Here is a 12,476-nt window from a genome sequence, read left to right as displayed (position 1 = left end):
ATCTCGATTGCGGTGTCAGCGCCTGGCATGATGCCGGTTTCGAATCCCGGCTCACCCGTAGGAGCTGCCGAGTGAAACGAGGCGGCGATCTTTTGATCTTGTTTTTTATAATCAAGATCAAAAGATCGCAGCCTTCGGCAGCTCCTACTGGGATTTGGTGACAAGCACCATCTGTCCCGACAGCTGCTACACAGCTCCTGCGCAGCTTGTGCAGGCGCTCGACGTCAACGATTACGAGACACTGGTTGATACACCACAATTTGTATCCGGGCATAGGTCGCCAGCCCATTTCGTGGTTAACTTCGGCCTCTTCAAAAATCTCCACATCAACGTTCAGAAGGACTCAGTTCATGGCTCAAGTCACTCTTAAAGGCTCTCCGGTTCAAGTCAACGGCCAACTGCCACAAGCCGGTTCCAAGGCGCCAGCCTTTTCCCTGGTTGCCGGCAATCTGTCCGACGTGACCCTGGCAAGCTTCGCCGGCAAACGCAAAGTGCTGAACATTTTCCCAAGTGTCGACACCCCGACCTGCGCCACCTCCGTGCGCAAGTTCAACGCCCAGGCCAACGACGTGGCCAACACCGTGGTGTTGTGCATCTCCGCTGACCTGCCGTTCGCCCAGGCGCGTTTCTGCGGTTCCGAAGGCCTGGAAAACGTGCAGAACCTGTCGACCCTGCGCGGTGCCGAGTTCATCGAGAACTACGGCGTGGCGATTGCCGACGGTCCGCTCAAAGGCCTGACCGCCCGTGCGGTGGTGGTCCTGGACGAAAACGACAACGTCCTGCACAGCGAGCTGGTCAAGGAAATTGCTGAAGAGCCGAATTACGAAGCGGCGCTTGCTGTATTGAAATAAGTTCGGGCTTACAATGGTTAACGGCCTGGCACTGTCCAGGCCGTTTTCATTTGTGTATCTGTATCAGTGTCTTGGACAAACATCCTGTTACGTAAGCCGAAAGTAAATTGCCGGTAAAGCCGCTTTGCTTAATACCCGCCAGTGCTTATCGTTCAGCCTCCCGTAGAAGAAGCCCACGCGCCCAATGGTTGATCATTCAATGCAATCCTCCTCCCGTAGTCCCCGTCGCTGGCTGTTCGGCCTGCTAGTTCTGTTGGTCGTCGCTGGCGTCTGCTGGAAATTCTGGCCCGCAGGCGACCAGAAAGAGCCTGCAGGGCAGAAAGCTGCGGCCGGGCATACCGGCAAATCCGGGGGGATGCGGCCGGGGTTCGGCGGCGCGACCGGGCCGATTCCGGTGCGGGTGGCGCCGGCGGTGAAGGGGGATTTCCCCCTTTACTACAAGGCGCTGGGTACCGTTACCGCGCTCAACACCATCAATGTGCGGAGCCGGGTCGGCGGCGAGCTGGTGAAGATCGCCTTCGAGGAAGGCCAGATGGTCAAGGCCGGCGACCTGCTGGCGGAGATCGACCCGCGTCCATACCAGAATGCCTTGCTTCAGGCCGAGGGCACTCTGCTGCAGAACCAGGCGCAGTTGAAAAATGCCCAGGTGGATGTCGAACGCTACCGTGGCCTGTATCGCGAAGACAGCATCGCCAAGCAAACCCTGGACACTGCCGAGGCGCTGGTGGGCCAGTATCAGGGCACGGTCAAGACCAATCAGGCAGCAGTCAACGACGCCAAGCTCAATCTTGAATTCACCAAAATTCGTGCACCGATCGCCGGCCGTGTAGGTTTGCGTCAACTGGACGTCGGCAACCTGGTGGCCGCCAATGACACCACGGCCTTGGCCATCATCACCCAAACCCAACCGATCAGCGTCGCCTTCACCTTGCCGGAAAACAACCTGAGCGTGGTGCTGGAGCGTTATCGTTCGGGGGCCAAATTACCTGCTGAAGCCTGGGACCGGGGGGACACCAAACTGCAGGCGACCGGCGTGCTGCAGAGCCTCGACAACCAGATCGACGTGACCACCGGCACCCTGAAATTCAAGGCCCGCTACGACAACCGCGACCAGTCGCTGTTTCCCAACCAGTTCGTCAACGTCCACCTGTTGGCCGACACCCTGAAAAATGTCGTGCTGGCACCTTCGGCGGCGATTCAGTTTGGCACCAATGGCACCTTCGTCTACGCACTCGATGGCGACAAGAAGGTCACCATTCGCCAGTTGAAAGTCGGTGCCAGTGACGGTGACAACACCGTGATCACCGAAGGCCTGGCGGCTGGCGACCGTGTGGTGCTCGAGGGTACCGACCGCCTCAAGGAAGGCAGTGAAGTGGAAGTGGTCAATGACAGCAAGGACGTGCCGACCGCGCCGACCGAACACCTTCAGGGCAAGTCGGCGGCGTCGACGCCTGATAGCACTGCGACCGACAAGGCGAAAAAGGGCGGCGCATGAACATCTCGCGGCTGTTTATCCTTCGCCCGGTAGCCACTACGCTCAGCATGCTGGCCATTATCCTGGCCGGCATTATCGCCTACCGCTTGCTGCCGGTGTCGGCGCTGCCTCAGGTCGATTACCCGACCATTCGCGTGATGACGCTGTATCCCGGCGCCAGCCCGGATGTCATGACCAGCGCCGTGACCGCGCCGCTTGAACGCCAGTTCGGGCAGATGCCCGGCCTTACGCAGATGGCTTCGACCAGTTCCGGCGGCGCCTCCGTGCTGACCCTGCGCTTCAGCCTCGATATCAACATGGACGTCGCCGAGCAACAGGTCCAGGCCGCGATCAACGCCGCTACCAACCTGCTGCCCAGCGATCTGCCGGCACCACCGGTGTACAACAAGGTCAACCCGGCGGACACCCCGGTGCTGACCCTGGCGATCACCTCCAAGACCATGTTGCTGCCCAAGCTCAATGACCTGGTCGATACGCGCATGGCGCAGAAAATCGCCCAGATCAGCGGGGTCGGCATGGTCAGCATCGCCGGCGGCCAGCGCCAGGCGGTGCGGATCAAGGTCAACCCGGAGGCCCTGGCGGCCAACGGCCTGAACCTGGCCGACGTACGCACCCTGATCGGCGCGTCCAACGTCAACCAGCCCAAAGGCAACTTCGACGGCCCGACCCGGGTGTCGATGCTCGATGCCAACGACCAGCTGACGTCGCCCGCGGACTACGCCAACCTGATCCTCGCGTACGCCAACGGCGCGCCGTTGCGGCTCAAGGACGTGGCAGAGATCGTCGACGGTGCCGAGAACGAACGGCTGGCCGCGTGGGCCAATGAAAACCAGGCGGTGCTGCTTAATATCCAGCGCCAGCCCGGGGCCAACGTCATCGAAGTAGTGGACCGGATCAAGGCGCTGCTGCCGAGCATCACCGACAACCTGCCGGCCGGCCTCGAGGTTACAGTGCTCACCGACCGCACCCAGACCATCCGCGCCTCGGTGACGGACGTGCAGCACGAACTGCTGATCGCCATTGCCCTGGTAGTCATGGTCACGTTCCTGTTCCTGCGTCGTGCCAGCGCCACCATCATCCCCTCGGTGGCCGTGCCGCTGTCGCTGATCGGCACCTTTGGCGTGATGTACCTCGCCGGGTTCTCGGTCAACAACCTGACCCTGATGGCCCTGACCATCGCCACCGGGTTTGTGGTGGACGATGCGATCGTGATGCTGGAAAACATTTCCCGCTATATCGAAGAAGGCGAAACCCCGTTGAACGCCGCGCTCAAGGGCGCCAGGCAGATCGGTTTCACCCTGATTTCCCTGACGCTGTCGCTGATTGCCGTACTGATTCCGTTGTTGTTCATGGCCGACGTGGTAGGGCGCCTGTTCCGCGAGTTCGCCATCACCCTGGCGGTGGCCATCCTGATTTCTCTGGTCGTGTCCCTGACCCTGACGCCGATGATGTGCGCGCGGCTGCTCAAGCGCGAGCCCGAAGAAAAAGAGCAGGGGCGTTTCTATCGTGCCAGTGGCGCCGTCATCGACTGGATGATCGCCGCTTATGGACGCAAGTTGCAGTGGGTGCTCAAGCATCAGCCGCTGACGCTGCTGGTGGCGATCGGCACTCTGGCGCTGACGGTGTTCCTGTACATGATCGTGCCCAAGGGTTTTTTTCCGGTGCAGGACACCGGGGTGATCCAGGGCATCTCCGAGGCCCCGCAGTCGATTTCCTTTGCGGCCATGAGCCAGCGTCAGCAGGACCTGGCGAAAATCATCCTGGCTGACCCGGCGGTGGAAAGCCTGTCGTCCTACATTGGCGTCGATGGCGACAACTCGACGCTCAACAGCGGGCGCCTGCTGATCAACCTCAAGCCTCACAGCGCCCGGGACCTGAGCGCCAGCGAAATCATCGCCCGCCTGCAACCCGAAGTAGACAAACTGGTCGGTATTCGCCTGTTCATGCAGCCGGTGCAGGACCTGACCATCGAGGATCGGGTCAGCCGCACGCAGTACCAGTTCAGCATGTCGTCCCCGGACTCGGAGTTGCTCAGCCTGTGGAGCGGCCGTCTGGTCGAGGCCCTGGCCCAGCGACCCGAGCTGACGGACGTGGCCAGCGACTTGCAGGACAAGGGCCTGCAGGTCTACCTGGTGATCGACCGCGACGCGGCGTCCCGGGTAGGGGTCTCGGTAGCGAATATCACCGACGCCCTGTATGACGCGTTCGGCCAGCGACAGATCTCTACCATCTATACCCAGGCCAGCCAGTACCGCGTGGTGCTGCAGGCGCAGTCGGGAGAGAAAATCGGCCCGGATGCCTTGAACCAGATCCACGTCAAGACCACCGATGGCGGCCAGGTGCGCCTGTCCAGCCTGGCCCACATCGAGCAACGTCAGGCTCAGCTGGCAATCACCCACATTGGCCAGTTCCCGGCGGTGATGATGTCGTTCAACCTGGCTCCCGGCGTGGCGCTGGGCCATGCGGTGGACATCATCGAACAGGTGCAGCAGGACATTGGCATGCCGCTGGGCGTGCAGACCCAGTTCCAGGGCGCGGCCGAAGCGTTCCAGGCGTCGTTGTCGAGCACGTTGCTGCTGATCCTCGCGGCGGTGGTGACCATGTACATCGTGCTGGGCGTGCTTTACGAGAGCTACATCCACCCGATCACCATCCTCTCTACCTTACCCTCGGCCGCAGTGGGCGCCTTGCTGGCGTTGCTGTTGAGTGGCAATGACCTGGGCATGATCGCGATCATCGGCATCATCCTGCTGATCGGTATCGTCAAGAAGAACGCGATCATGATGATCGACTTCGCCCTCGACGCCGAACGTAATCAGGGGCTGGACCCGGAAACGGCGATCTACCAGGCGGCCTTGCTGCGCTTTCGGCCGATCCTGATGACCACCCTGGCAGCCTTGTTCGGTGCGGTACCGCTGATGCTGGCCACCGGCTCCGGCGCGGAACTGCGCCAGCCCCTGGGACTGGTGATGGTGGGCGGGTTGCTGGTGAGCCAGGTACTGACCTTGTTTACCACCCCGGTCATCTACCTCTATTTTGATCGTCTGGGTCGTCGTTGGGACCATAAATCCGAACCCGTGGAAGCGGTAGAGCAGCCATGAACCTGTCCGGACCTTTCATCAAGCGGCCGGTCGCCACCATGCTGTTGAGCCTGGCGATCATGTTGCTGGGCGGCGTGAGCTTCGGCCTGTTGCCGGTATCGCCGCTGCCGCAAATGGATTTCCCGGTGATCGTGGTCCAGGCCAGCCTTCCAGGTGCCAGTCCCGAGGTCATGGCGTCGACCGTGGCCACGCCGCTGGAACGTTCGTTCGGGGCGATTGCCGGGGTCAACACCATGAGCAGCCGATCCAGCCAGGGCTCGACACGGGTGATCCTGCAATTTGACCTCGACCGCGATATCAACGGCGCCGCGCGGGAAGTGCAGGCGGCGATCAACGCGTCGCGCAACTTGTTGCCCAGCGGCATGCGCAGTATGCCGACCTACAAGAAGGTCAACCCGTCCCAGGCGCCGATCATGGTGCTTTCCCTGACCTCGGATGTGCTGGAGAAGGGCCAGCTGTACGACCTGGCCTCGACCATTCTGTCCCAGAGCCTGTCGCAGGTGCAGGGCGTGGGCGAAGTGCAGATCGGCGGCAGTTCCCTGCCTGCGGTGCGCATCGAGCTCGAACCCCAGGCGCTCAACCAGTACGGCGTGGCCCTCGATGATGTGCGCACGGCCATTGCCAATGCCAACGTGCGCCGGCCCAAGGGCGCGGTCGAGGACGGCGAGCGGCTGTGGCAGATCCAGGCCAACGACCAGCTGGAAAAGGCCAAGGACTACGAGTCGCTGATCATTCACTACGCCGACGGCGCGGCATTGCGCCTCAAGGATGTGGCCAAGGTCAGCGATGGTGTCGAAGACCGCTACAACAGCGGCTTTTTCAACGACGACGCCGCAGTGCTGCTGGTCATCAACCGCCAGGCCGGCGCCAACATCATCGAGACCGTCAACGAAATCAAGGCCCAGCTGCCCGCGTTGCAGGCCGTGCTGCCGGCCAGCGTCAAGCTGAACCTGGCCATGGACCGTTCGCCGGTGATCAAGGCCACCCTGCATGAAGCGGAAATGACCCTGCTGATCGCCGTGGCGCTGGTGATCCTGGTGGTGTTCCTGTTTCTCGGCAACTTCCGTGCCTCGCTGATTCCGACCCTGGCAGTGCCGGTGTCGCTGGTCGGTACGTTTGCGGTGATGTACCTCTACGGGTTCTCCCTGAACAACCTGTCGCTGATGGCGCTGATCCTGGCGACCGGGCTGGTGGTGGACGACGCCATCGTGGTGCTGGAGAACATTTCCCGGCACATCGACGAGGGTGTGCCGCCGATGAAGGCCGCTTATCTGGGGGCCGAAGAGGTCGGTTTCACTTTGTTATCGATGAACGTCTCGCTGGTGGCAGTGTTCCTGTCGATCCTGTTCATGGGCGGCATCATTGAAAGCCTGTTCCGCGAATTTTCCATCACCCTGGCGGCGTCCATCGTGGTCTCGCTGGTGGTTTCGCTGACCCTCACGCCAATGCTCTGCGCCCGCTGGCTCAAGCCCCATACGCCGGGCCAGGAGAACCGCCTGCAGCGCGTCAGCCGCCGGACCAACGACTGGATGGTCGCCAAGTACGCCACCAGCCTCGACTGGGTGCTGCGCCATCGGCGCCTGACACTGCTCAGTCTGTTCGTGACAATCGGCGTTAACATTGCGCTTTATATTGTTGTTCCTAAAACGTTTATGCCGCAGCAGGATACCGGTCAGCTGATCGGATTCGTGCGCGGGGATGACGGGCTGTCATTCACCGTGATGCAGCCCAAGATGGAGGTTTTCCGTCGTGCAGTATTGAAAGACCCCGCCGTTGAGAGCGTTGCCGGCTTCATCGGCGGCACCAACGGCACCAACAACGCCTTCATGCTGGTGCGCCTCAAACCGATCAAGGAGCGCAACATCTCTGCCCAGAAGGTCATCGAGCGCCTGCGCAAGGAGATGCCCAAGGTTCCCGGTGCGCAACTGATGCTGATGGCGGACCAGGATTTGCAATTCGGCGGTGGCCGCGAGCAGACCACCTCACAATACTCCTACATCCTGCAAAGCGCGGACCTGGGCTCATTGCGTGAGTGGTACCCGAAGGTCGTGACCGCGCTGAAGGCTTTGCCCGAACTGACGGCCATCGACGCCCGTGAAGGCCGCGGCGCTCAGCAAGTCACGCTGATTGTCGACCGCGATCAGGCCAAACGCCTGGGCATCGACATGAATATGGTCACTTCGGTGCTCAACAACGCCTACAGCCAGCGGCAGATCTCGACCATCTACGACAGCCTGAACCAGTATCAGGTGGTGATGGAGGTCAACCAGAAGTACGCCCAGGACCCGATTACCCTCAAGCAGGTGCAGGTCATTACTGCCGACGGTGCACGGGTTCCGCTGTCGACCATTGCCCATTACGAAAACAGCCTGGAAGACGACCGGGTCAGCCACGAGGGCCAGTTCGCCTCCGAGAGCATCTCCTTCGACATGGCCGAAGGCGTGACGGTGGAGCAGGGGACCGCCGCCATCGAGCGGGCGATTGCGCGGCTGGGCATGCCGGAAGACGTGATCGTCAAAGTCGCCGGGACTGCTGACGCGTTCGCTGCCACGCAGAAGAGCCAGCCATGGATGATCCTTGGCGCGCTGGTCGCGGTGTACCTGGTGCTGGGCGTGCTCTATGAAAGCTACATACATCCACTGACCATCCTCTCGACCTTGCCGTCTGCCGGGGTCGGCGCGTTGCTGTCGATCTATGTGCTGGGCGGCGAATTCAGCCTGATCTCGCTGTTGGGGCTGTTCCTGCTGATTGGTGTGGTGAAGAAGAACGCCATCCTGATGATCGACCTGGCCTTGCAGCTCGAGCGGCATCAGGGCCTGGCGCCGCTGGAATCGATTCGCAGCGCCTGCCTGCAGCGTCTGCGGCCCATCCTGATGACCACCCTGGCCGCGATTCTCGGGGCATTGCCCTTGCTGCTGAGTCGCGCCGAAGGGGCCGAAATGCGCCAGCCGTTGGGCCTGACGATTATTGGCGGGCTGATCTTCAGCCAGGTGCTGACCCTTTACACCACCCCGGTGGTCTACCTCTATCTCGACAAACTGCGCCATCGCTTCAACCACTGGCGTGGGGTGCGTACCGATGCTGCTCTGGAAACTCCGCTATGACTGACCGTTCGCTTTTCACCCTGGCCGCCCCCCTGGTCCCGGCTCGTGGCTCGCGCCTGCTGAGCCTGGCACTGTGCGTGTCATTGCTCAGTGCTTGCGCCATCGGCCCGGATTACCAGCGCCCGCAAGCGGCGGCCCCGGTGCAGTACAAGGAAGCGGCCGGCTGGCGTCAGGCCAACCCCAGCGATTCGCTGGCGCGCGGAGCCTGGTGGGAGTTGTATGGCGATCAGCAGCTCAACGGCCTGATCGACAAACTCAACAGCGCCAACCAGACCGTCGCCCAGTCCGAAGCCCAGTACCGCCAGGCCCAGGCCCTGGTGCGCAGCGCCCGTGGCGCATTTTTTCCGACGGTGGACCTGACCGTGGGCAAGAACCGCTCCAGCCAGGGCACCGGCAGCAGCAGTTCCAGCCTGAGCAGTTCTTCCAGTGGCATCCGTGACACTTACACGGCGCAGGCCGGGGTGAGCTGGGAGGCTGACGTCTGGGGCAAGCTACGCCGCGGCCTGGAAGCCGACACCGCCAATGCCCAGGCGAGTTATGCCGACCTGGCGGCCATGCGCCTGAGCCAGCAATCGGAACTGGTGCAGAACTACCTGCAGTTGCGGGTCATCGACGAACAAAAACGCCTGCTGCAAGCGACGGTGGAAGCCTACGAGCGCTCGCTGAAGATGACACAAAACCAGTACCGCGCCGGAGTCTCCGGCAAGGATGCAGTGGCCCAGGCGCAGACCCAGCTCAAGAGCACCCAGGCCGACATGGTCGACCTGATCTGGCAGCGCGCGCAGTTCGAAAATGCCATTGCAGTGCTGGTCGGCTTGCCGCCAGCACAGTTCAACCTGGCCGAATCCCGTGATATCCCGACCTTGCCCGAGGTGCCGCTGAACCTGCCTTCACAACTGCTGGAACGGCGGCCGGACATTGCCTCGGCCGAGCGCTCGGTGATGGCGGCCAATGCCAACATCGGCGTGGCCAAGGCGGCGTATTACCCGGACCTGACACTGAGCCTCAACGGCGGCTACAGCAGCAGCACCTCTTCCAACTGGATAAGCGTGCCGAATCGCTTCTGGTCCGTCGGCCCCCAACTGGCCATGACCCTGTTCGACGGCGGCCAACGCTCGGCTGAAGTGGACCGCAGCGAAGCCGCCTACGATGAAACCGTGGCCAATTATCGCCAGACCGTACTCGACGGCTTCCGTGAAGTGGAGAACTATCTGGTCCAGTTGAAGGTGCTGGAAGACGAATCCGAAGTGCGCCAGCAGGCGCTGGATGCGGCCCGGGATTCCCTGCGCCTGACCCAGAACCAGTACAAGGCGGGGTTGATTGCCTATATTGACGTGGTGGTTGTGCAGGCGACGGCACTGAGCAATGAACGCAGCATGCTCAGCCTGTTGCAGAGCCGGTTGATCGCCAGCGTGCAGTTGATTGCAGCGCTGGGCGGTGGTTGGGATGGGCAGCTGGAGCAGAATGCACAATAGCGCCCCTCCTGCAGGAGCGAGATTGCTCGCGATGGACCTCAGAACACCGCGTTATTCCAGGCAAAACGCGTCGCCGTTAGCGTCCATCGCGAGCAAGCTCGCTCCTACAGATAAGGGTATTACCCCACCGTTTAACTGTTCAAACAAGCGTTTCATCGGCTTGATGGCCTTTTGCTAATTTTCTCAGTGCGTTCCTCTTGAGAACCCGTACAATCGCCGACTTCAACACCGCCGAGCAGGGAAGCAATACGGGTCATTTCGAGAACTCCGATGCTTATTGGTAGCTATTCCCCCACGCTGGTTATCATTTCCCTGTTCGTCGCGATTCTCGCTTCCTACACTGCGCTCAACCTCACCGAACGTATTGCCACGGCCAAGGGCCATGCGGTTGCGTTGTGGACGGCTGGCGGCGCCTTTGCCATGGGTGTAGGCGTATGGTCGATGCATTTTATCGGCATGCTGGCGTTCACCCTGCCCATAGACCTGGGCTACGACGTCACGCTGACCCTGCTGTCGTTGCTGATTGCGATGCTGTCCTGTGGCTTCGCCCTGTGGCTGGTCAGCCAGCCCCGACTACCGGCCTGGCAGCTGCTGTTCGGCGCGCTGGCCATGGGCAGCGGGATCAGCGCCATGCACTACACCGGCATGGCGGCCATGCGCATGCAACCGGGCATCGATTACGATCCCGCGCTGTTCAGTGCCTCGCTGTTGATCGCGGTAGGTGCCTCGGGCGCGGCTTTATGGATCGCTTTCCGGCTGCGTCAACACACGCCCCACGTTGCACTGATGCGCGCCGGTGCGGCAGTGATCATGGGCATCGCGATTGTCGGCATGCACTATACCGGGATGGCTGCGGCGCGCTTTCCCGACGGCAGCTTTTGCGGTGCTGCGTCCAGCGGCCTGAGCGGGAGCGGGCTGGACAACCTGGTGCTGATTACCACCCTGGCGGTGCTGACCATCGCCTTGCTGACTTCGATTCTCGACGCGCGGATGGAAGCGCGAACGGCGCATCTGGCCCAATCACTGACCGAGGCCAATCGAGAACTGACCCAACTGGCCCTGCATGATCCATTGACCGGGTTGCCGAACAGGGTGCTGCTCGCCGATCGCATCGACCAGGCGATGCTGGTGGTGCGCGAACAGGGCGGCTGTTTTGCGCTGATGTTCATCGATCTGGACGGTTTTAAACCGGTCAATGATGCATTCGGTCACCATATGGGCGATCAGTTGTTGCGGGAAGTCGCCCAGCGCCTGCGGGTGGATCTGCGCAGTCAGGACACCCTGGCGCGAATCGGCGGTGACGAGTTCGTCTTGCTGGTGCAACTGGCCGAGCAGGATGACGCGCTGAATCTGGCCGCGCGCCAGGTCGGCTTGATTGCGCGCTCTTTCCGCGTCGCCGAACATGACCTGCAGATATCCGCCAGCGTCGGCATTGCGGTGTATCCGGGCAATGGTGAAACCGCCCAGGAATTGCTGATGAACGCCGATGCCGCGATGTATCACGCCAAGGGCACCGGCAAGAATGGCTACAGCTTCTTTGACGCTTCAATGAACAGTAACGCGCGAAAGCAACTGCAGCTGTTGCAGGACCTGCGCGCGGCACTGGAGCAACAGCAATTCAGTCTTTATTACCAACCCAAGTTCGATGCCGCCAATGGCCGTCCGGTCGGTGCCGAGGCGTTGTTGCGCTGGGTGCATCCGACCCAGGGCATGCTCCTGCCGGACAAGTTCATCGAGCTGGCGGAAAAGACGGGACTGATCATTCCGATCGGCGAATGGGTGCTCAATGAAGCCTGCCGGCAGATGCGCGAGTGGTATGTGCTGGGGTACACCGACTGGCGCATTGCGGTGAATCTTTCGGCGTTGCAGTTCTGCCATACCGGCCTGGTCCAGAGTGTCGCCAAGGCCCTGGCGACTCACCATCTGCCGGCCAACAGCCTGACGCTGGAAATCACCGAAACCACGGCCATGAGCGACGCCGATGCGAGCATGACGGTACTGCAGGCGCTGTCGGACATGGGCGTGGACCTGTCTATCGATGACTTCGGTACCGGCTATTCCAGCCTGATGTACCTCAAGCGCCTGCCCGCCAACGAGTTGAAGATCGACCGCGGATTCGTTCGTGATCTGGAGCGCGACAGTGATGACGCCGCCATCGTTTCGGCCATCGTCGCCCTGGGACAGGCACTGGGCCTGCGGATAGTGGCGGAGGGGGTGGAGACTGACGTGCAGCAGGACTTCCTGACGCAGTTGGGCTGTGACTCGTTGCAAGGGTATCTGCTCGGCCATCCGCTGCCGGCCGAGCGCTTCATGATGGATATTGTTCGTGGGGAGCAGATAGCGGCGGTCTGATGGACCGCGTCATCGTTCATCGCGAGCAAGCCTTGCTCCCACAGCTAATGGCATGGGATAGCAGGCCTTGCTTCCACAAGGGTTGAATTGCCTGTGGG

At 61.6% G+C, this 12,476-nt stretch carries 6 protein-coding genes; all 6 read left to right on the top strand.

The window, feature by feature from the left end; translation table 11 throughout:
- Positions 1-350 precede the first annotated feature (350 nt).
- The 6 genes from tpx to HYI44_RS15670 all read left to right on the top strand — a co-directional run bounded on the left by tpx (position 351) and on the right by HYI44_RS15670 (position 12,378).
- Entirely contained in the window at positions 351-851 is a 501-nt protein-coding gene (tpx, locus tag HYI44_RS15695; protein ID WP_045058627.1) for a thiol peroxidase, read from the top strand.
- Positions 852-1,035: 184 nt separating this feature from the next.
- Positions 1,036-2,346, top strand: a complete 1,311-nt coding sequence (locus tag HYI44_RS15690) for an MdtA/MuxA family multidrug efflux RND transporter periplasmic adaptor subunit (protein ID WP_225569819.1) — start codon at positions 1,036-1,038, stop codon at positions 2,344-2,346.
- Entirely contained in the window at positions 2,343-5,447 is a 3,105-nt protein-coding gene (locus HYI44_RS15685; protein ID WP_225569818.1) for an MdtB/MuxB family multidrug efflux RND transporter permease subunit, read from the top strand. Before HYI44_RS15690 ends, HYI44_RS15685 begins: the two co-directional genes overlap by 4 nt.
- Entirely contained in the window at positions 5,444-8,551 is a 3,108-nt protein-coding gene (locus HYI44_RS15680) for an efflux RND transporter permease subunit (RefSeq protein ID WP_225569817.1), read from the top strand. Before HYI44_RS15685 ends, HYI44_RS15680 begins: the two co-directional genes overlap by 4 nt.
- Positions 8,548-10,026, top strand: a complete 1,479-nt coding sequence (locus tag HYI44_RS15675; RefSeq protein WP_225569816.1) for an efflux transporter outer membrane subunit — start codon at positions 8,548-8,550, stop codon at positions 10,024-10,026. Before HYI44_RS15680 ends, HYI44_RS15675 begins: the two co-directional genes overlap by 4 nt.
- Before the next feature lie 270 nt (positions 10,027-10,296).
- The gene (locus HYI44_RS15670; protein WP_225569815.1) at positions 10,297-12,378 is read left to right on the top strand and encodes a putative bifunctional diguanylate cyclase/phosphodiesterase; all 2,082 of its coding nucleotides are present in this window, start codon (positions 10,297-10,299) and stop codon (positions 12,376-12,378) included.
- Positions 12,379-12,476: the final 98 nt, after the last annotated feature.

The organism is Pseudomonas sp. Y24-6, from assembly GCF_020295325.1.
GTDB lineage: Bacteria > Pseudomonadota > Gammaproteobacteria > Pseudomonadales > Pseudomonadaceae > Aquipseudomonas > Aquipseudomonas gregormendelii.
Note: the sequence above shows the minus strand (reverse complement) of the source record. Positions and strands in the feature narration are given on the sequence as shown.

Coding starts and splice junctions, on each gene's coding strand:
- tpx (WP_045058627.1), top strand. CDS start 351: ATGGCTCAAGTCACTCTTAAAGGCTCTCCGGTTCAAGTCAACGGCCAA.
- HYI44_RS15690 (WP_225569819.1), top strand. CDS start 1,036: ATGGTTGATCATTCAATGCAATCCTCCTCCCGTAGTCCCCGTCGCTGG.
- HYI44_RS15685 (WP_225569818.1), top strand. CDS start 2,343: ATGAACATCTCGCGGCTGTTTATCCTTCGCCCGGTAGCCACTACGCTC.
- HYI44_RS15680 (WP_225569817.1), top strand. CDS start 5,444: ATGAACCTGTCCGGACCTTTCATCAAGCGGCCGGTCGCCACCATGCTG.
- HYI44_RS15675 (WP_225569816.1), top strand. CDS start 8,548: ATGACTGACCGTTCGCTTTTCACCCTGGCCGCCCCCCTGGTCCCGGCT.
- HYI44_RS15670 (WP_225569815.1), top strand. CDS start 10,297: ATGCTTATTGGTAGCTATTCCCCCACGCTGGTTATCATTTCCCTGTTC.